Below are 19,956 nucleotides of genomic sequence, written 5' to 3'. Positions count from 1 at the left end.
TAAAAATATTTGGAGGATTTTATAATGACAAAAGAAGAAGTATTTAACAACGTAAAAGATATTATCGTGGACCAATTGGATGTAGAAGCTGACAAGGTTAAAGAAACGACTAACTTCAAAAATGATTTGGATCTTGATAGTCTAGATATTTTTGAAATTGTTGATAAATTAGAAGATACATACGAAATTGAAATTGAAACTGATGATGGTATGTCAACCGTTGGCGAATTAGTAGACTATGTTACAAATCAGGTTAATAAAAAGTAGGTAGTCATTTTGAAGTTAGGATATTTGTTTAGTGGTCAGGGAAGTCAATTTGAAAAAATGGGCCAAGACCTTTACCAAACCGAACCAGTTTATAAGCAAACCGTTGATGAAGCGGCAGAAATTTTAGGAATTAATCTAAGTGATGCGGCGATTTTCGATGATCCTAATAATATTCAAGTAGCAGTGTTAACGATGAGCACAGGAATTCATCGAATAATTAGTCAAGATCTAGGTGACCCAATGGTTGCAGCAGGCTTAAGTCTGGGTGAGTATAGTGCCCTAGTTGCTAGTAAGGCGATTGCTTTTAGTGACGCATTGCAATTAGTCCGTGATCGATCGAGATACATGGACGTTGCAGGTAAGATCAATCCTGGAAGTATGGCTGCAGTATTGAATGCGAATAATGACTTATTAGAAGCAGCTCTTAAATTTGGTAACGAGGCCGGACGAGTGTACCCAGCTAATTACAACACCAGTTCGCAAGTGGTGATAGGTGGGGATGATTCTGGGGTGACTAAGGCATCGTCTTATTTAAAACAACATGGGGTTAAGCGTGTCATTCCCATGAAGGTTGCGGTTGCCTCGCATACGCCATTGATGACAAGTGCCGCTGATCAATTAGGACAGAGATTGGAGACAATCTCTTTTGATCAACCGGTCTTTCCGGTTATTAGTAACACGATTTCAGATTCATTTACGCAAACTAATATTAAAATGGTGTTAAAACGGCAACTAGTTGAGCCTACCCATTTTGTGGACGGAGTTCAGAAAATGACTAACTTAGGAGCAACGACATTTGTTGAATTAGGGCCAGGGGCTACTTTGAGTAAATTAACTAAAAAAATTAATCGCGGGGTTGAAACATATCACGTTGATAGTGCCGCAACATTGACAGAACTAAGAAAGAAATTGGGGTAATCTTAATGACAGTTGATAAGAAAGTGGCCATAGTTACGGGTGCAGCAAAGGGAATTGGGTTAGCGACCGCTAAGCGTTTCTATGATGATGGCTTTACCGTCGTAATTAACGTTCACGCTGAACTCTCAGATGAACAAAAAAATGCTTTTAACCAATCAGGATATGATTTTGAAGTGGTGGTTGGAGACGTTTCGGATGATAAGTCTGCTAAAACAATTATTGATAGCGTATTCGAAAAATATGGCAGAATTGATGTTTTAGTTAATAACGCTGGGATTACTCGAGATAAATTGCTTACGCGAATCAGCATCGATGATTTTAAAACTGTGATTAATACTAACTTAGTTGGGACATTTAATATGACCAAATATGTAATGAAATACATGCAGAAGCAACGTTCAGGAGCAATCATTAATCTTTCAAGTATTTCTGGAATTCATGGCAATGTTGGTCAAGCAAACTACTCAGCCAGTAAAGCTGGGGTGATTGGCTTGACTAAGACTGCTGCTCGCGAAGGCGCTTTAAGAGGAATTCGAGTTAATGCGGTTGCACCAGGAATGGTGCGGACTGATATGGTTGAAGCGATGAGTGAAAAACGTCAGCAAGAATTTGCAGAACAAATTCCATTAAAAAGATTTGGGAATGTTGCAGAAATTGCAGATACAATTTCGTTCTTAGCCAATAACAAATATATCACTGGTCAGGTTTTGACAGTTGATGGTGGTTTAACTATTTAAAAGGAGCACGTTTATGACTAGAGTTGTTGTTACAGGAATCGGCACGGTTAACCCATTGGGAAATGACGTCAATTCATTTTTAGATAATATGTTCGATTCTAAAGTAGGAATTAGTAAAATTACTAAGTTTGACGCTACTGCAACTGGAATAACGGTTGCGGGTGAAGTTAAGGACTTTGAGCCAACTGTTAGATTAGATAAGAAATCTGCTCGAAGAAATGATGCATTTAGTAATTACGCAGTATACAGTGCCAAAGAAGCCATGGAAATGGCCGGTTTGAATGAAGATAATCTCGATCCTTATCAGTTAGGAGTTATCTATGGTTCAGGGATTGGTGGCTTAACTACCATTGAGGAACAAGTTATCAAAATGCATGATAAGGGACCAAAACGAGTGTCACCACTGTTTGTGCCTAATTCAATTGCTAACATGGCAGCTGGTAATATTGCGATTGAATTTAATGCTTTGAACACTAGTCAAGCTGTGGTAACTGCGTGTTCATCAGGTACCAATTCAATTGGTAATGCATTTGAATTTATCAAATCTGGTAAAGCTGACGTGATGATCGCTGGTGGTTCAGAAGCTTCAGTCAATGAGATTGGAATTTCTGGATTTGCGGCCTTAACCGCATTAAGCAAGAGTGAAGATCCTATGCGGGCCTCAATTCCTTTTGATAAAGATCGCGATGGTTTTGTACTTGGTGAGGGAGCCGGTACACTGATTCTTGAAAGTTACGATCATGCTAAGAACCGCGGGGCCAAGATGCTTTGCGAAATCGTTGGCTATGGGACAACCAGTGATGCTTACCATATGACGGCGCCGGATCCTGAAGGAAAGGGTGCTATTCGGGCAATGCAACAAGCATTGGATGAAGGCGATATTTCGACCAAAGATGTTGATTATATTAATGCTCATGGGACTAGTACCAAGGCTAACGATAGTGCTGAATCAAAGGCCATCGTTAATGTCTTCAAGGATAATGACCATGTGAAGGTAAGTAGCACTAAATCAATGACTGGCCATTTGCTGGGTGCTGCTGGGGCGATTGAGGCAGTTGCAGTCGTTGGTTCAATTCAAAGAAACGAAATGCCGGTCAACGTTGGCTTGAAGAATCAAGACGAAGAATGCCCAGTAGATTTAGTTACTGAGAACAACAAGAACAGTTTAGTAAACGTTGCGATTAGTAATTCATTTGGTTTTGGAGGGCATAACGCTGTATTGGCATTCAAGGGAGTTGAATAGCCTAATGGATGAGAAATCAATTGAAAAATTAAATGGAAAAATTTGATCAATCATCAATGATGAATTTTGAGTTACAAGATGAAGATTTTAAACTTTCATTGAGTAAGCGAGAGTTAGGGGAACCAACGATTGTTGATAATCCTGACTACCATAAGCAAAATGCTGACCAATTGGTTAATGAAACAACAGATTCTACTGAATCAAATGAAGAAATTAGTTCAGTCGATGATCCAAACTTGTCTGAAATTAAGGCCCCATTAGTTGGGGTGGTTTACTTCTCGCCAAGTCCTGACAAGCCAGTTTTCAAAAGTGTGGGTGATCGTGTTTCAAAAGGCGAAGTTGTTTGCGTAATTGAAGCAATGAAGATGATCAATGAGGTCAAAAGTAATATAGATGGTGTAATCAAGGACACGCTAGTTGAAGATGGTGCCATGGTTGAGTTTGATCAACCCATTTTCAAAGTAGAGGAGGAGTAAACTAATGGATTTAAATGTGCAAGATGTTATTCCTCAACGTTACCCATTTCAAATGATTGATTACTTTAATGAAATAATTCCTGGTGAAAGCGCATCTGCGACCAAGCTAATAACTATTAATGAATGGTTTTTTGCTAATCAACCGCAAAATCATTTAATAGTTCCCCGGCCAATTCTGATTGAAGCAGTTGCGCAAACCGGTGTCGCGGCAATCTTAAGCATGGATGAGTATCAAGGTAAAAACGTCTTCTTTGGTGGAATTAGATCAGCCAAATTTTACGATGATTTTAGACCCGGTGATGAATTAGTCATGGTGGTTAAGTTACAAAAGCTGAAGCTAAATGTTGGGGTTGGTCATGGTGAGATTCTTCGTGATAATCAGATAGTTACGGAAGCAGATCTTGTATTTGCAATCGAATAGACATCCTGAGGTGAGAATATGTTTAAAAAAGTTTTAGTTGCTAATCGTGGTGAAATTGCTGTGCAAATCATTCGCGCGCTTCATGATATGGATATTGCCGCTGTAGCAGTTTATTCAAGCGCTGATCAGGATAGTTTATTTGTTTCTTTGGCGGATGAAGCCATTAAAATTGGCGGCCCTCAGCCAAGCGAATCATATTTAAATATGGCCGAAATTATTAGTGTGGCCAACTTAACCGGTTGTGAAGCAATTCATCCGGGTTACGGATTTTTATCTGAAAACGCTGAATTTGCTGCGTTGTGTGAAGAATGTCATATTAAATTTATTGGTCCTAACTCTGATGTGATTAAGTTAATGGGTGATAAGTCGAATGCCAGATTTGCAATGCAGAAGGCAGGCGTACCAGTAATTCCGGGTAGTGATGGTGTCGTTAGTGACGTCTCAACGGCTAAACAAATTGCCGATAAAATCGGTTATCCAATTTTGCTAAAATCAGCTGCTGGGGGCGGCGGTAAGGGGATTCGCAGAGTTGATAAGGACGCCGACTTGGAATCAGCATTCTTATCAACTCAACAAGAAGCGCGCATCTCTTATAATGATGATGACATCTATGTTGAAAAATTATTGACGCATACCAAGCATATTGAAATGCAGGTAATTGCCGATAACTTTGGCAACGTGGTTTACTTACCGGAACGAGACTGTTCTTTACAAAGAAATCATCAAAAGGTCATTGAAGAAAGTCCTTGTGCATTAATTAGTCCTGAGGAAAGACAGTATCTTGGTGACATTGTTACTAAGGCTGCTAAAAGCCTTAAGTACACTAATACTGGTACTTTTGAGTTTTTGATGGATCAAGATCATAATTTTTACTTTATGGAAATGAATACCAGACTTCAGGTAGAACACACAATTACTGAGGAAGTTACTGGCATTGAGTTAATTAAAGCAATGGTCTTAGTAGCCAATAATGATGAATTACCATTTAATCAGGATAAGGCAGCACTAAAAGGATATGCGATCGAGTGCCGTTTGAACGCTGAAAATCCATATCAAGGATTCGTTCCTCAGCCCGGTAAAATTGACCATCTTTATCTTCCCGATGGTACTTTGGGAGTTAGATTCGATTCAGGAATTGTCCAGGGAAGTTTTATATCGCCTTTTTATGATTCAATGATTGCCAAAGTAATTGTTCACTTAGATGATCGACAAACTGCTGTTAATAAGATGAAACGGGTACTGTCAGAGCTTGAAATTGGTGGTGTCACTACTAACCAAGATTTTCTGACAGTGATTATTAACAGCGATGGCTTTACCAGTGGTGAATTTGATACTGGATATCTTGAAAATAGAATCCTTAAACATCAGGAGGTTGCAAATGGAACCAGGTAAATTTAAAACTCCCAGCAATGATATTCTTAGGAAACGAATGAATGGGATTCCCGACAACCTCATTAAAGAATGTCCAATCTGTCATGAAGTATTTTTTGCCAATCGAGCTGGAATTTTAAATGTTTGTCCAAAATGTGGTTATGGATTTAGGATCACAGCCAAAAAACGTGTTGATATTACTTTCGATGATTTTGAAGAAATTGCCGCAGAATTAACAACTCCTAGTCGTTATCAAGATGCCAAATATTTAGCTAAATTAAAAAAGGCGAAGCAGGTTACTGGAATTAACGAAAGTGTATTGACAGGGATTGCTGAAATTAAGGATATCAAATTTGCTGCCGGAATTATGGATCCGTTCTTTGTAATGGGAAGTCTGGGTTCAATGACGGGAGAAAAAATCTCTCGTTTATTTAAGCTAGCAACTAAAAAATCAATGTCCGTAGTTATGTTCACATCTTCAGGGGGAGCTAGGATGCAGGAAGGAATCATGTCATTGATGCAAATGGCTAAGGTTTCGGCTGCGATTAGTGAACATGCTAAGGCCGGACTATTCTATGCGGTGGTCCTTTGTGACCCAACCACGGGGGGAGTCACCGCTAGCTTTGCTATGGACGGTGATATTATTCTTGCTGAACCTCATGCGCTAGTGGGGTTCGCTGGCAGGCGAGTAATTGAACAAACAATTCGCCAGAAACCACCAGTTGATTTTCAGCAAGCTGAGACGGTTTTACAACATGGATTTATTGATGCGATCGTTGAACGGCGAAATATGAAGCAAACATTGTATCAATTGCTTAAATTGCATGAATTGTAGGAGATTGACAATGAAAAATTCAGCTTATGAAAAAGTATTGGCTGCTCGAAGTCAAAGTAAAATTATGACCACGGCATTGGTTAATCAACTATTAACGAACTTCTTTGAAATTCACGGGGATCGTCGTTATGCTGATGACCATGCAGTGATTGCTGGAATTGGTTATTTATATGAGCAACCAATCACCGTAGTTGGGATCTCAAAGGGGGATGACACTGAGAGTAATATTGATCGTCATTTTGGCAGTCCAACGCCAGCTGGTTATGAAAAGGCATTGAGAGCAATGGAACAAGCAGAAAAGTTTAACCGCCCAATTTTAGCCTTGGTAAATACTCCAGGGGCATATCCAGATGTTGATTCAGAATATCATGGACAAGGTTCGGCGGTGGCTAAATGCATCATTCGGGGACTACAATTCAAGGTGCCATACATTAGTATCATTCTTGGGGAAGGCGGTAGCGGAGGAGCGCTCGCACTTTGCTGCGGGGATGAGGTTTACATGTTAGAAAACAGTATTTACTCAGTACTATCTCCTGAAGGATACGCTAGTATTATGTGGAAAGATTCCAAACGAGTTCCGGAAGCTGCTGAGGAGTTGGGGTTAACTCCAGAGGTTTTACTAAAGGAACACGTAATTGAAGGGATTTTACCAGAGATTCAATCAAATGATGACGTTACCGACCTTAAACATTTTTTAAATGAACGATTTAAACTGTTAAGAGATTTGAGTGTTGACGAACTAATCGAGCAGCGAAATCAGCGTTATGATAGGTTTTGAAGAGATTCGGAGGAGAAAAAATGGATGGGATTTTAGCAGGCAAAACCATTGTGGTAATGGGGGTTGCTAATAAAAGAAGTATTGCTTGGGGATGTACTAATGCGTTGATTAATCAAGGCGCTAAAGTTATTTTGACTTACCAAAATGACCGAATTAAAACCAGCCTTCAACGATTTGTTCCTGAAGACTTAGACTTGATTGAGTGTGATGTTGCCGAAGATACGAATATTGAAATTGCATTTAAAAAATCGGTAATAAATATGGCAAAATCGATGGAGTGATTCACGCTATTGCGTTTGCTGATAAAGAAACCTTAACGAATGGTGTGATTAATACTAAAAAGGAAGGCTATGACCTTGCTCAGAATATTAGTGCATATTCATTCATTGCAGTGTCTAGATATGCTAAGCAATACTTGAACAACCCAGGAAGTATTATTACTCTTACTTACTTCGGTTCAATCAGAGCTATTCCAAACTATAATATGATGGGGATTGCTAAAGCTTCGCTTGAGGCCAGCGTGCGTTACTTAGCGAAGGAATTAGGGTCAGCAGGCATCCGAGTTAATGCAATTTCCGCTGGAGCCGTTAAAACGTTGGCAGTAACCGGAATTAAAGGCCATAGTGAGTTGCTGAAAATGTCTCAAGGATTTACGGTCGACAACGCGGGGGTGACAATTGAAGAAATTGGTAATGTGGCCGCATTTTTGATGAGTGACCTTTCAACCGGGATGACTGGTGACACTGTGTTTGTCGACAAAGGCGTCCACCTAATGTAATATTTGATTTATTTTGATTTTTAAAATTATGCTATTATTTATATATAAGGAAAGCCGTCCGGAAATTCCGGACGGCTTTTTCGATTATCGATTTAAATGATTTTATGTTAAGTATGGTGAATTAATATGGAAACAAGCTTATTGGATGACCAAATGATTTACAAATTAATAATGAAAAAAATGGTAAGTAGACCAAATCTTACTATCAGAATTTTTGATGAAATTGACTCGACTAATGATTATCTGAAACGGTTATTGAGCGAGTCAACTCAAGACAAGCCAATGATCATATTAGCCGATTCTCAAACTAACGGTTATGGAAAACGGGGGCGATCATTTTATTCACCTAAGGGCACAGGAATTTATATGAGTGTTTTGGTTCCAGATATTAAGCCTGATTTTGAGCAACCAGGACGTATTACAATGGGGGCTGCCGTAGCTGTTATAAAGGCTCTTAAAAAGTATTTTCCTAATGTAGAGCTGACGGCTAAATGGGTTAATGATATATTGTCACATGGGTTTAAAATAGGTGGCATCCTCGCAGAGTTGATTGATGATGTTTCTGGAAAGTCCAATTTAATTTTAGGGATTGGCATTAATCTTAATACGCAAGAGTTTCCTAATGATTTAAAAAACAAAGCAGGCGCAATAATGTCTATCACTAGTATTAATAAAATTAGTCGAGAAGCGATTATTGCTCAAATTTATTTGAATTTGATAGCGGAACTAAATAGTCTGAACTCGGTTAATATTATTGACCGATACCGGCAAGTGTTAGATACAATCGGTAAAAAAGTTGAAGTACAAGTTGGAAATAGCTTTATACGGGGCATTGCTCGTGATATTGATGATAGTGGTAACCTCATCGTTGAATTAAGTAATGGTGAATTACGGCATATTGTTAGTGGGGATGTGTTAAAAGTTAATATTCCTGATAGTAACTATCATTAAAGATTTAATAAAGTGCTGATTAAATGAGCTCACGTTATGCGATTAAGTTTTTAATATATTTGACGAAGCTATGGGTATCTATGATAAAATGAATGATCTTGGTAGTTTAAAAATATATCAGTGTTAATAACTAACCTGAGTAACATGTCAGGTGGTTTAACCAACGATTGAATTGCAATCGTCATGGTATTCTAGAGAAATAAACGTTGCACTGATTAATATATTTAAAATTAACAATAGATGATAATACAGAGATAATACAAGAAGGATATGAGGTTAGTTTAAATGATTACAATTTCAGAAATGGGATTACAGATTTCAGGGAAAAAACTGTACGATAATGTTAATTTGAAGTTCACTCCAGGTAACTGTTATGGAGTAATTGGGGCCAATGGAGCTGGAAAATCAACGTTTCTAAAGTTACTTGATGGCCGACTCTCACCTAGCACTGGTGAAGTTCATGTGGATAAAAACGAACGGATTTCTAGTTTAAGCCAGGATCATTATGGCTTTGAAGATCAAACAGTCATGCAGACAGTAATTCAAGGTTACCAACATCTTGCTGATGTAATGGAAGCCAAGGATGCTCTGTACGCCAAGGCTGATTTTACTGAAGAAGACGGAATTAAAGCTGCTGATTTAGAAGCAGAATTTGCTGAGATGGATGGTTGGAATGCTGAACCGGATGCTTCCCAATTACTCCAATCACTAGAAATTCCTGAAGAAATGCATCAACAATTAATGAGTGAACTAACTGAAGGGCAAAAAGTTAAGGTCTTGCTAGCCAGAGCACTATTTGGTGAACCAGATATTTTGCTGCTGGATGAACCTACTAACGGACTTGATGTTTATACAATTAATTGGTTGGAAAATTTCCTAGCTGATTACTCAAAAATTGTGATCATTGTTTCTCATGACCGGCATTTCTTGAATCAGACTTGTACGATGATGTGTGATGTGGATTATGGTGAAATTACGATGTACGTGGGTAACTACGATTTTGGTTACAATCAAGCGAACTAGCTGCCAAATGCGTTCAGATTCGAACGCTAAAAAGCTGAAAAGGTTCAAGAATTGCAAGAATTTATCGCACGTTTTAGTGCTAACGCCTCTAAATCTAAGCAAGCTACTTCTCGGAAAAAGCAACTTGAGAAGATTACCCTTGATGATATTAAACCATCTTCAAGAAAATACCCATTTATCAAATTCGAACCAGAACGCCCATTAGGTAATGATCTTGTGCAAGTTGACAAGATTTCAAAAACAATTGATGGAGTTAAGGTGTTGGACAATGTTTCCTTCACATTAAGACCAGGTGATAAAACAGCGTTTGTTAGTCGAAATGATTTAATCACAACGACCTTGATGCAATTTTAGCTGGTAAAGTCGAGCCAGATTCTGGCGAAGTGATTTGGGGACAGACGGTTAAGTTGTCATCAATCAACCGGGACTTTACTAGTGAGTTTAATAATAATGATCTTCGAATCATCGATTGGTTAAGACAATATGCACCCAAAGGTAGCGACGATGATGCCTTTTTACGCCAATTCTTAGGTAGAATGCTATTTTCTGGGGATGACGTTGATAAGAAAGTCAAAGTTCTTTCAGGGGGCGAAAAAGTCCGCTGTATGCTATCTAAGATGATGTTGGAGAAGGGAAATACTTTACTTTTAGATGATCCAACTAACCATTTGGACTTGGAATCAATTACTTCTTTAAATGATGGATTAGTTAGTTTTCCTGAAGCTATTCTCTTTACTTCTCATGACCATGAATTTATTCAAACGATTGCTAATCGAATTGTTGAAGTTTCAAATAATGGAATTATTGACAAAGCTGATACTACTTATGATGATTTTCTTAACCATCCAGATGTTCAAAATAAATTAGCTAATCTATACGATTAATTAAAAAAAGAACCCGCATAAACCTTAGTTTATGCGGGTTCTTTTTTATTGAGGTTACTTTATTAGCAAATTATCAGGATGAGTTATGATATATAAAAGGGGGGAAATCGTGAATAAAAATCGGATGGAAGCACTAACTGACGGAATTATTGCCATTGCGGCCACAATCATGGTACTGGAAATTCATGCTCCAGAAAGCTTTACCTTTGTCACTTTACGCAATCAAGTTCCTGCAATGCTTGCTTACTTAATTAGTTTCTTATTGGTGATGTTGTCATGGTATAGTTATCATCTAATGTTTTTACACGTTAAGCGGGTTGATTTGCGGGTATATTTATCAAATACAATGTGGTTACTCGTGCTAACAGCAATTCCGTTTGCCACTTCATGGGTCGGGATGTTTCCAACTCATTGGCAGCCTGAATTAACATACTTGGTGATTACCACGTTATGGGCCGCTATGTACTCATTAACGGCTCAAATGTTAAAACGAGCTAACCCAGCACTTAAGAACGATGTTAATCAAGAATCTGTATCAGCAATTATTTTACGGTATGTAATTCTGATTGGCGCGTTAATTATCTTGCCTTTCTGGCCACCAGTTGGATTAGTTGGTACTATTATTCTAATGATAATCAGCCTGTTATTTAACTTTAGAGATGAAAAACGTCCTCATTAGTCCGCCATACTCTTAATAATATGATTTTATGTATTTTGAAAACCAAGCATCATATTGAATTTTCCTTAATATTTAATGATTTGCGGTACGATATATTTGAGATAAGGATGGTGGTAAAAATTGAATAAAAGTCGAATGGAAGCTTTAACCGATGGAATTGTTGCAATCGCTGCAACCATCATGGTTTTGGAAATCCATGCGCCGGATAGTTTTACTTTTGAAGCACTACGTCATCAAGTCCCAGCAATGCTTGCTTACTTAGTCAGTTTCTTACTTGTAATGTTGTCCTGGTATAATTATCATATGATGTTTGCTAGGGCTAAACGGGTGGATTTAATGGTCTACTTGGCTAATACGATTTGGGTTTTAGTGCTAACCGGCATCCCGTTTGCAACATCTTGGGTGGGTAAATATCCAACTCACTGGCAACCAGAGCTAACATATATGTTAATTACCACATTATGGACAATTATGTATTCAGTGACGCAAATGACCCTAGTGAGAATTAATCCTAGTTCGGAAGTCAAGATTAATCGAGAAACTACGATTGCTGTCGTTATTAGATATACAATCCTGTTTGTCGCGTTGATTGCTTTGTCATTTTGGCCACCGATTGGTTTAATTAGTACGTTTATATTGATGATTATTAGTGTTAGATTTAATTTTAGAGATGAAAAGCGAGAACGATTATAGGTTTATCTAAATAAAGTTAAGGCATAAAAAAGCACCTCAGAGATAATCTCTGAGGTGCTTTACTTATTATTTATTAATTACAAGTAACTAAACAATTAAGCTTAGTAGCATAACCATGGCAATACCAACAACGGAAATAACCGTTTCAAGGACTGTCCAAGTTTGTAATGTTTGTTTAACTGTTAAATCGAAATATTCTCTGAACATCCAGAAACCAGCATCGTTAACGTGAGATGCGGCTAATGATCCAGCTCCAATGGCTAGAACCATTAATGCAGGGTTAACTCCAGACTGAGTCATTAAAGGAGCAACAATACCTGCGGCAGTTAGTGAAGCAACTGTAGCAGAACCTAAAGCAACCCGGAGAACAACAGCCACTAACCAACCAAGAATTAATGGTGATAGAGATGAGTTAATGAAGAGTTTAGCAACTTCTTTACCTACACCACCATCAATAAGAACTTGCTTGAAGGCACCACCACCACCAATAACTAATAGTAGCATAGCGATTGATTTAACGGCATTTTCAAGTGATTCCATGATTTGGGTAGTAGTTCGTTTACGATTCCAGCCCATGCTCCACATTGCGAAGAATAGTGAAATCAACATTGCGATACTTGGTGAACCAATAAATTCAATGATTGAGTCAATAGTTGATGGATTCTTTGGTGCTTGACCACCGTGAACCGCCATCGTGTAAATCGTAGTAATTGCTAACAAAATAACTGGGAATAGAGCAGTTAATACTGAAATACCAAATGAAGGAGCTTCTTCAGGTGTGTATTGTTTAATTTCACCAATTGATGAAAGGTTACCTTTACGATCAAAAGCAGCAGGTGCGTATCTACGAGCAATTTTTGAGAATAGCGGGCCGGCAATATAAGCAGCCACAATCGCAATAATGAAACCGTATAGTAATACGTGACCATCATTTGCACCTAACACTTGAGCAATAGCAACTGGTGCTGGATGAGGTGGCAAGAATCCGTGGGTAACTGAAAGGGCGGCAGCCATTGGAATTCCTAGGAACAGAATTGGCACACCGGCTTCAGTGGCAATAGCGAATACGATTGGTACTAACAGAACCATCCCAACTTCAAAGAAGAGGGCAATTCCAAGAATAAATGAAGCAATCATAATAGCTAATTGAAGACGTTGCTTACCAAATCGTTGAATCATAGTTTCAGCGATAATATAAGCACCACCTGAGTCAGAGACTAACCTCCCCAGCATGGCACCAAAACCAAAGACCATGGAAAGTTCACCTAACTGACTACCAATACCAGTTGATACTGAATCAGCAATGCTTCCAAGAGGCATCCCTAACATAATAGCAGTAACTACAGCGGTTAAAACTAATGAAACAAAAGTGTTGATCTTGAATCTTATGATTAATACTAATAGGAATATAATTCCGATTACTAATGCAATTAATTTCATATTCATTCCCCTTTAAAAATATTTGGTATCTTATTTAATAAAAACTATGCTTTACTTTCGCTACTATTTTCATCTGGATTAACATTTCGACGTTGATACTCCGCAATGTTTTTGTATTCAGGTTGAAGTGAGCGGCTTAAGCGAATGTAAATTGGAATCAATTCACGGTAAGCAGTGAAGTTTTCTGGTTCTGGGTGATGCACATTGGTTGTCCCCACAAATTGTGCAACATCTGATAAATTATCAATCAAGCCAAGACTGTACATTCCAAGAGTAGCGGCACCAAGTGCAGTACTTTCAAAACTTTCAGGAATAGCCACATCTTGTTCGAAGATATCAGCTAACATTTGGCGCCATAACTCAGATCGGGCAAATCCACCACTAGCTTGAATGCTAGTTGGCTTACCAACAACTTCTTCGAGCGCCAACATAACTGTGTACAGGTTATAAACGATACCCTCAAGAGCGGCTCTAATCATGTGAGCACGGGTATGGGTTCTAGTAAGACCGAAGAATGAACCACGGGCGTAGCATCCCAGATTGGGGCACGTTCGCCACCAAGGAATGGGAAGAATAATAATCCATCAGAACCTGCTGGAATTTTAGCTGCAATGTCAGTAAGTAAGTCATATGGATCGATTTGCATTTGTTCAGCAGTAACTTTTTCTGGGGCACAAAGTTGATCACGAACCCAACGGAAGACAACCCCACCGTTGTTAACTGGTCCACCAACAACCCACATATCTTTAGCCAAGTAGTAACAGAATACTCGAGCCTTAGGATCGGTCCGAGGTTTGTCAGTGATCACCCGAACGGCACCTGAAGTACCAATAGTTACAGCGACAACTCCTGGCTTAATAGCGTTAACACCTAAGTTAGCCAATGGGCCATCAGAAGCACCGATAATAAATGGTACATCGGCAGAGATGCCTAATACCTTAGCATATTCTTCATGAATACCCTTTAATTGATAAGTTGTATCAACTAGTTCAGGCAGTTGATCAGCAGTAATACCGGCAACTGATAGGGCCTCTTCATCCCAGTCCATGTTGTAAATGTTAAATAGACCAGTTGCGTTAGCAATTGAGTAATCTTCTTTTAATACACCAAATAATTTGTAAATGATATATTCTTTGATTCCGACAAAGCAGTGAGCCTTCTTGAATAATTCAGGCTTGTCATTACGTAACCAAATGATTTTAGAAAGTGGGGTCATTGGATGGATTGGCGTACCAGTGTGTTGGTAAATTTCCATACCTTTATCACTGTTCTTCAATTCATCAGCGTACTTAACGGCCCGGTTGTCACCCCAAGTGATAGCCCGGGTTAGAGGTTTGTGGTCAGCATCTAATAGAATCAAACTGTGCATGGCGCAAGAGAACGAAACACCTTTAAGTTCGTTTTCTCCCAGGTTCGCTTTTCTAATAACTGAAGAAATTCCGTCTGACATTGCAGAGAAAATTTCATCTGGATCTTCTTCAGCCATATCAGGAATGTCTTGATACAAAGTGTAGCCATTGTTTGAATAACCATGAACTTTTCCGTTTGTATCGAAAAGGACGGTTTTTACACTGGTTGTTCCAATGTCTACTCCCAAAGTGTAATCCATAAAAAATAACTTCCTTTCTTAAAGTCAAAAAGAGCGGTATCGTATCGAAATATAATAGCTTAAATGATAAAATATAAATTGTATCAACAAATTAAGACATTTTTCTCTACAGATACCGCTTTCAAATTAAAATTTAGCATTTTGTAAACCCGAGAACAACTAAAGTGTTCTATAAGTTTGTAATTAATTGCTATAATAGATTATATGGAAAAAAATTTCACAAAGCAACCTTTTTGTTGTAAAATATTTACAAAGATTACGAAAAACATTAAGGGGTGAAGTTTGTGAGTACACCGGTGCAGTTATTAAAACAGTATTTTGACGATTTAAGTAGAACAAATAAAAAGATTGCTAGGTATGTTATTGAACATCCACAAGAGGCATCTGAAGCAAATATTGAAGAGCTGGCTGATAAGACTAATACATCAACGGCCTCAGTTTCGCGACTGGTTAAGACGTTAGGATACAATAATTTTAGAGAGTTCACGCTGGCGCTTGCTTATACTCAGCTTCGTCCACAGAATTTGCCAATATTTAAAGATATTGATGCTAATGATACATTGAATACTATCGCTGATAAGACCTTTAATAGTTCCCAGCGAGCATTGCAGGATACTCGAGCAGGTATTGAAGAAAGTGATTTTGCTAGAAGTGTCCTTAGAATTATCAATTGTCGTCAACTGGGCTTTTTTGGCCTAGGTGGTTCTGCGGTTGCTGCTTTGGATGGATATCATAAATTTTTAAGAACTTCAATTGACTGTTTTTATCATCCAGACTTTGATGTTCAGTTGATGCAAGCAGTGAAATTAGGGCCTGAAGATTGTGCAGTTGTAGTATCACATTCAGGAAAAAACCGGCAAAACTTTAAAAATATTAGAAACATTAAAAAATAACGGAACAACTGTCATTGGAATTACGAGTTATCGAGATTCACCATTGGCGATGCATAGTGATATTACATTTATTTCTTCTAGTGACGAAGCAAATTATCGGTCTGAAGGAATGTATTCATTAATTGCTCAGATGACCATCATTGATACCTTATTTATGATGTCAACGGTTCGCATGGGGCCAGATACTGAGGAAACGATTCTAAATGTGCAAGGAATCATCGAAAGTACTCGTAATTGAATTTAACTCAATAGGGTGATGTTATTAAATGAAAAGACAAGACGTTCAGCCAATATATAAACGAGCTCAGAAGCATAGGCTCTTTTGGAGATGGAGTCTTGTCTTTTTTGTGGTCTTAATTGTGGTTGGTGGGAGTTACGGAATTTATCGGTATCAACGTAACCAATTATTAAAACAGTATCCAATTAAAGGTGTCTCGTTAAGTCAAACTGATGGTTATATCGATTTTGAACAGTTAAAAACCGATGGTTATAAATTTGTATATCTCCGGGCATCGCAAGGATCAGTCTACACGGATGACAGTTTTAGCAATAATTTTCAGCGGAGCCAAGGGTCTCAGCTCCCAATCGGAGTGTATCATGTCTTTTCTTTTAGTAGTTCGCCAAACGCACAATTTAAAAACTTTACCCGGCAGGTGGGATACGATACCGGAAGCTTGCCCATTGCAATTTCCGTTCAACCTTACGATAAATATAACGAAGACACTCTCAATTATAAGAGAGTGTCTAAGGATTTGAAACTATTCATATCTAAGCTGAAGAATTATTATAAACGCCCCGTTTTAATTTGGACTAGACGGTCAATGATATCGAAACTAGGAATGAGAATAAATAGTCGTCAGCAACTATGGACAAGTGATGGTAAACTAGGGCACCCTAACTCGGATGCAATGTTTATTTTTGTTGATTCAAACGCTGACGTTAAGATGGACAATCAGACAGTCTTTTTAAACGAATCAGTATTTAATGGTAATGCCCATCAGTGGCATAACTATCTAAACCGTAACTTGAGTCAGTAGGCAGCAGATAAATCATAAGTTGAGTTAGTTGATTCATCATAAAACTTAACTGGTTGGCCAGCGTTAGTTTTAATTTCGATCTTGTACCCAAAGTTGTCAACAAAAACAAGCTTATTTTGGATAGCTTGCTGCATGCGAACAGTTAAGGGATGACGATCAATTTTGAAATTATCTGTCGAATTGATTTCGAGAATATGGGTATTAGCTTGTTTATCAGTATATTGGTATTTTCCTAAAGATACTGGAATTTGATCTGAATTTTGATTGTGATTTTTATAGGCTGGCTTGTTAGCGGGCCAAAGATTATTTAATAAGTTTAACTTCAAAGAATTACCTCCCAATTCATTAATTCAATAGTTGTTAGGTTTCGCGATTATCGTAATTTGTAGTATTGTAACGAAAGAAAATGACAGGATGACTAATGAATAATGTCAATCATGTAAAAACATTGTTACAATTATAAATAAAGGGAGGTTGTTCGAATGATTAAACTTGGAGTTATTGGCACAAATTGGATTACGCAACAATTCGTTGAGGCAATTCAGACTTTACAGGAGTATGAATTAACAACTGTTTATTCGCGAAAGATTGAGACTGCTGAAGAATTTGCTACTAGAAATGGTGCGAAAAATACAGTTACTGATTTAGAACAATTTTTTAATAGTGATGATTTTGACACGGTGTATATTGCATCACCCAATAGTTTGCACTTTGAACAAGCTAAGTTAGCCGTTGAAAATGGTAAAAATGTAATTATTGAAAAACCAGCATTTAGTAATCAGCGACAAATGGCCCAATTTCAGGAAATTTTGGCAGCTCATCCTGAAGTGAAGTTCTTTGAAGCTGCTCGTAATATCCATACAGCTAATTTTCATGCAATTGAAAAGCAAGTTAATGAAATGGATACGATCTCTGGAGCTGAATTTACGTACTCGAAATACTCATCAAGATATGATAAGGTGCTAGCTGGCGAAGAGCCAAACGTCTTTTCACTGAAGTATGCGGGGGGAGCCTTACAAGATCTAGGAGTTTACACGGTTTATGATGCAGTCACCTTATTCGGTTTACCGGATGAAGTGGCTTATTTCCCTAAATTGGTTAACACTGGGGTGGATGGCAAAGGAACCGCAGTATTGAAATATGTTGAGTTTGTGGTAACACTTAATTTTTCAAAGATGTCGAATTCAGAAATGACATCAGAAATTGCTGGGCTAAAAGACTTTATTGAAATTGATGATGCCGGTGAAATTACTGAGGTTAGTTACCATAATGATGAAAGTAAGCGAACTGTAATTGGTAATAAGAATTTAGATAATCCGATGCTTGAGGAAGCGGCTGATTTTGCAAAGGTGATCTTGGCACCAGATGATGTCGATAATCAAAAGCTATATCGTTATTGGAATCAATTAAGTATTAATGTTAATAAGGTATTATATAATTTGCGCCAAGACGCAAATATCGTTTTTGTTAATGAATAATAGTCATAAGAGCAGTATAGGAGAGATTTATTGTTAGTTGAATTTGAACAACTTAAGAAACGCTTAGGATTTACTGAGGTAACTGCTATCCAACGCGAGGTTTATAAACCACTTTTGGATGGTAGAAGTGTGGTTGGAATTTCTCCAACTGGTTCCGGAAAAACGGTTGCGTTTATGGAGCCGTTATTAGAAAGAATTGAGAGCGTTGACGGTGAGATTAGTATGTTAATCTTGGAACCATCGGCGGAGTTAGCAATGCAAGTCTTTCGAGTGGTTTCTGATTGGGCTAAAGAGATTGGTTTAACCGCTATGTCAGCGATTGGTGGAGCCAATATTAGTCGGCAAATTGATAAATTAAAGGAGCATCCTGAAATTGTCGTTGGTACGGTTGGCCGGATTTCTGAATTAATCGATAAAGGAAAGTTGAATCTACACGAACTTGATTCAATCGTAATTGATGAAGCTGATAATTTGCTTAGTGAAGAAACCTTGGATCCCATTAGAGATATGGCTGACATGGCTCCAGATGATGTTACGTTAGGATTATTCTCAGCCACGAGAAATAATGTGATTGATAACATTAACCAATGGTTTAACCAGAATATTGAATTAATTGATGTTACCGATATTGATGATAGTAAAGGTAAAATGACACATGGCTTTTTGATGGTTTCCAATATTAAAAAGCCCTTGATGCTAGCCAGATTACTAGCCATTCCGAACTTTAAAGCTTTAGTATTTTTTGATAAGGTAACGACACTTCAAAAAACATACAGTAACTTAACTCATCGAAACATTCGTGAAGTTGGCCGGCTAACGAGTGAACAAACTAAGCTAGCCCGGAAAAATGCCTTGCGCGATTTTCGTAAAGGTAAGATTCGGTTGTTAATGGTAACGGATGTTGCCGCTCGGGGAATCGATATTGATAACCTGCCGGCAGTCATTAACTATGAGTTGCCTCGAGATGATAAGACGTATACTCACCGCTCTGGTCGAACAGCTCGTATGCACCAAGAAGGACTAGTGTTAAGTTTAGGCGATGATCATGATTTCCGTGATTTTAAGAAATTGCTTGGGGATAAGACTGAGTTAACGCAACTATACTTTGATGAAAACAAGTTGGTTGATAAACGTCCGGCTGCTGACAAGAAGCCGGCCCAACGAGGCAAAGACACAAAGCAGTTGAAGAATACCGAGTCTAAGTCAACAGAACCAGGTTTGAAATCGGGTAAACCAGTAGTTAAATCGGATAAGACCGTCACGAGTCAGCCTAAGAGTTCTAAGAAGAAAAAGAATAAGCATTCAAAGCGTAAAGGAATGCGTCATCAGCGTCAGAGCAATAATTAAGCTTTACAACCTCTTTGAAAAATGAGAAAATTAAGAGGTTGTTTTGGCCTCATAGCACAACTGGATAGGGCACCCGCCTCCTAAGCGGTTGATCCCGG

At 38.2% G+C, this 19,956-nt stretch carries 19 protein-coding genes and 3 pseudogenes; 19 read left to right on the top strand and 3 right to left on the bottom strand.

Features of this window, described 5'->3' with window-relative positions:
- Positions 1-24 precede the first annotated feature (24 nt).
- The 14 genes and pseudogenes from NBRC111893_RS05425 (at position 25) to NBRC111893_RS05360 (ending at position 12,054) form a co-directional block, all read left to right on the top strand.
- On the top strand, positions 25-267 hold the full coding sequence (locus tag NBRC111893_RS05425) for an acyl carrier protein (protein ID WP_125008289.1): 243 nt from the start codon (positions 25-27) through the stop codon (positions 265-267).
- Between the two features lie 9 nt (positions 268-276).
- Positions 277-1,185, top strand: a complete 909-nt coding sequence (locus NBRC111893_RS05420; RefSeq protein WP_125008288.1) for an ACP S-malonyltransferase — start codon at positions 277-279, stop codon at positions 1,183-1,185.
- Positions 1,186-1,190: 5 nt separating this feature from the next.
- Positions 1,191-1,922, top strand: coding sequence for a 3-oxoacyl-ACP reductase family protein (locus NBRC111893_RS05415; protein WP_125008287.1), 732 nt, complete (start codon positions 1,191-1,193; stop codon positions 1,920-1,922).
- 13 nt (positions 1,923-1,935) lie between these two features.
- Positions 1,936-3,165 (top strand): beta-ketoacyl-ACP synthase II, encoded by a 1,230-nt coding sequence (gene fabF / locus NBRC111893_RS05410; protein ID WP_125008286.1) that lies wholly within the window; start codon positions 1,936-1,938, stop codon positions 3,163-3,165.
- Positions 3,166-3,197: 32 nt separating this feature from the next.
- Complete coding sequence (gene accB, locus NBRC111893_RS05405) at positions 3,198-3,641, top strand: acetyl-CoA carboxylase biotin carboxyl carrier protein (RefSeq protein ID WP_225417607.1); 444 nt, start codon at positions 3,198-3,200, stop codon at positions 3,639-3,641.
- 4 nt (positions 3,642-3,645) lie between these two features.
- Positions 3,646-4,062 (top strand): 3-hydroxyacyl-ACP dehydratase FabZ family protein, encoded by a 417-nt coding sequence (locus NBRC111893_RS05400; RefSeq protein WP_125008285.1) that lies wholly within the window; start codon positions 3,646-3,648, stop codon positions 4,060-4,062.
- Positions 4,063-4,080: 18 nt separating this feature from the next.
- Entirely contained in the window at positions 4,081-5,454 is a 1,374-nt protein-coding gene (locus tag NBRC111893_RS05395) for an acetyl-CoA carboxylase biotin carboxylase subunit (RefSeq protein WP_125008284.1), read from the top strand.
- On the top strand, positions 5,441-6,268 hold the full coding sequence (locus NBRC111893_RS05390) for an acetyl-CoA carboxylase carboxyltransferase subunit beta (RefSeq protein WP_125008283.1): 828 nt from the start codon (positions 5,441-5,443) through the stop codon (positions 6,266-6,268). Before NBRC111893_RS05395 ends, NBRC111893_RS05390 begins: the two co-directional genes overlap by 14 nt.
- Positions 6,269-6,278: 10 nt before the next feature.
- Positions 6,279-7,046: a carboxyltransferase subunit alpha gene (gene accA, locus NBRC111893_RS05385; RefSeq protein WP_125008282.1), complete on the top strand. Its 768-nt coding sequence runs from the start codon at positions 6,279-6,281 to the stop codon at positions 7,044-7,046.
- A 20-nt stretch (positions 7,047-7,066) separates the two neighbouring features.
- Positions 7,067-7,824, top strand: a pseudogene (gene fabI / locus NBRC111893_RS05380) (enoyl-ACP reductase FabI).
- Between the two features lie 126 nt (positions 7,825-7,950).
- Entirely contained in the window at positions 7,951-8,775 is an 825-nt protein-coding gene (locus NBRC111893_RS05375; RefSeq protein WP_125008281.1) for a biotin--[acetyl-CoA-carboxylase] ligase, read from the top strand.
- Positions 8,776-9,060: 285 nt separating this feature from the next.
- A pseudogene (locus NBRC111893_RS05370) lies at positions 9,061-10,682 on the top strand (ABC-F family ATP-binding cassette domain-containing protein).
- Positions 10,683-10,791: 109 nt separating this feature from the next.
- Positions 10,792-11,361: a TMEM175 family protein gene (locus NBRC111893_RS05365; protein ID WP_160114451.1), complete on the top strand. Its 570-nt coding sequence runs from the start codon at positions 10,792-10,794 to the stop codon at positions 11,359-11,361.
- Between the two features lie 120 nt (positions 11,362-11,481).
- Positions 11,482-12,054, top strand: a complete 573-nt coding sequence (locus NBRC111893_RS05360; protein ID WP_125008279.1) for a TMEM175 family protein — start codon at positions 11,482-11,484, stop codon at positions 12,052-12,054.
- An 87-nt stretch (positions 12,055-12,141) separates the two neighbouring features.
- Here the strand turns inward: NBRC111893_RS05360 and NBRC111893_RS05355 are convergent, their stop codons facing one another.
- Together NBRC111893_RS05355 and gntK are read right to left on the bottom strand one after the other, a co-directional pair.
- Positions 12,142-13,494, bottom strand: coding sequence for a gluconate:H+ symporter (locus NBRC111893_RS05355; RefSeq protein ID WP_125008278.1), 1,353 nt, complete (start codon positions 13,492-13,494; stop codon positions 12,142-12,144).
- Positions 13,495-13,538: 44 nt separating this feature from the next.
- Positions 13,539-15,103: pseudogene (gntK, locus tag NBRC111893_RS05350) on the bottom strand (gluconokinase).
- A gap of 284 nt (positions 15,104-15,387) precedes the next feature.
- Between gntK and NBRC111893_RS05345 the strand changes: the two are divergent.
- The 3 genes from NBRC111893_RS05345 to NBRC111893_RS05340 are packed head-to-tail and all read left to right on the top strand — an operon-like array spanning position 15,388 to position 17,033.
- A complete protein-coding gene (locus NBRC111893_RS05345; RefSeq protein ID WP_225417606.1) occupies positions 15,388-15,996 on the top strand; it encodes a MurR/RpiR family transcriptional regulator in 609 nt (202 codons plus the stop codon).
- The gene (locus tag NBRC111893_RS11235) at positions 15,944-16,234 is read left to right on the top strand and encodes a MurR/RpiR family transcriptional regulator (RefSeq protein WP_225417666.1); all 291 of its coding nucleotides are present in this window, start codon (positions 15,944-15,946) and stop codon (positions 16,232-16,234) included. Before NBRC111893_RS05345 ends, NBRC111893_RS11235 begins: the two co-directional genes overlap by 53 nt.
- A 28-nt stretch (positions 16,235-16,262) precedes the next feature.
- Entirely contained in the window at positions 16,263-17,033 is a 771-nt protein-coding gene (locus NBRC111893_RS05340) for a GH25 family lysozyme (RefSeq protein WP_125008277.1), read from the top strand.
- On the opposite strand, the gene NBRC111893_RS05335 is transcribed toward NBRC111893_RS05340, so the two are convergent.
- Positions 17,027-17,359 (bottom strand): DUF4828 domain-containing protein, encoded by a 333-nt coding sequence (locus NBRC111893_RS05335; RefSeq protein WP_160114450.1) that lies wholly within the window; start codon positions 17,357-17,359, stop codon positions 17,027-17,029. The two genes, NBRC111893_RS05340 and NBRC111893_RS05335, sit on opposite strands and share 7 nt — an antisense overlap.
- A gap of 156 nt (positions 17,360-17,515) precedes the next feature.
- On the opposite strand from NBRC111893_RS05335, the gene NBRC111893_RS05330 reads away from it, so the two are divergent.
- Together NBRC111893_RS05330 and NBRC111893_RS05325 are read left to right on the top strand one after the other, a co-directional pair.
- Positions 17,516-18,511, top strand: coding sequence for a Gfo/Idh/MocA family protein (locus NBRC111893_RS05330; RefSeq protein ID WP_125008275.1), 996 nt, complete (start codon positions 17,516-17,518; stop codon positions 18,509-18,511).
- Positions 18,512-18,541: 30 nt separating this feature from the next.
- Positions 18,542-19,858: a DEAD/DEAH box helicase gene (locus NBRC111893_RS05325; RefSeq protein WP_125008274.1), complete on the top strand. Its 1,317-nt coding sequence runs from the start codon at positions 18,542-18,544 to the stop codon at positions 19,856-19,858.
- Positions 19,859-19,956 lie beyond the last annotated feature (98 nt).

Source organism: Lentilactobacillus kosonis (genome assembly GCF_003864335.1).
GTDB lineage: Bacteria > Bacillota > Bacilli > Lactobacillales > Lactobacillaceae > Lentilactobacillus > Lentilactobacillus kosonis.
Note: the sequence above shows the minus strand (reverse complement) of the source record. Positions and strands in the feature narration are given on the sequence as shown.

Excerpts from the sequence above, each read along its gene's own strand:
- NBRC111893_RS05340 (WP_125008277.1), top strand. The coding sequence starts at position 16,263 with ATGAAAAGACAAGACGTTCAGCCAATATATAAACGAGCTCAGAAGCAT.
- NBRC111893_RS05390 (WP_125008283.1), top strand. The coding sequence starts at position 5,441 with ATGGAACCAGGTAAATTTAAAACTCCCAGCAATGATATTCTTAGGAAA.
- NBRC111893_RS05425 (WP_125008289.1), top strand. The coding sequence starts at position 25 with ATGACAAAAGAAGAAGTATTTAACAACGTAAAAGATATTATCGTGGAC.
- accB (WP_225417607.1), top strand. The coding sequence starts at position 3,198 with ATGGAAAAATTTGATCAATCATCAATGATGAATTTTGAGTTACAAGAT.
- accA (WP_125008282.1), top strand. The coding sequence starts at position 6,279 with ATGAAAAATTCAGCTTATGAAAAAGTATTGGCTGCTCGAAGTCAAAGT.
- NBRC111893_RS05330 (WP_125008275.1), top strand. The coding sequence starts at position 17,516 with ATGATTAAACTTGGAGTTATTGGCACAAATTGGATTACGCAACAATTC.
- NBRC111893_RS05375 (WP_125008281.1), top strand. The coding sequence starts at position 7,951 with ATGGAAACAAGCTTATTGGATGACCAAATGATTTACAAATTAATAATG.
- NBRC111893_RS05415 (WP_125008287.1), top strand. The coding sequence starts at position 1,191 with ATGACAGTTGATAAGAAAGTGGCCATAGTTACGGGTGCAGCAAAGGGA.
- NBRC111893_RS05355 (WP_125008278.1), bottom strand. The coding sequence starts at position 13,494 with ATGAAATTAATTGCATTAGTAATCGGAATTATATTCCTATTAGTATTA.
- NBRC111893_RS05400 (WP_125008285.1), top strand. The coding sequence starts at position 3,646 with ATGGATTTAAATGTGCAAGATGTTATTCCTCAACGTTACCCATTTCAA.
- NBRC111893_RS05395 (WP_125008284.1), top strand. The coding sequence starts at position 4,081 with ATGTTTAAAAAAGTTTTAGTTGCTAATCGTGGTGAAATTGCTGTGCAA.
- fabF (WP_125008286.1), top strand. The coding sequence starts at position 1,936 with ATGACTAGAGTTGTTGTTACAGGAATCGGCACGGTTAACCCATTGGGA.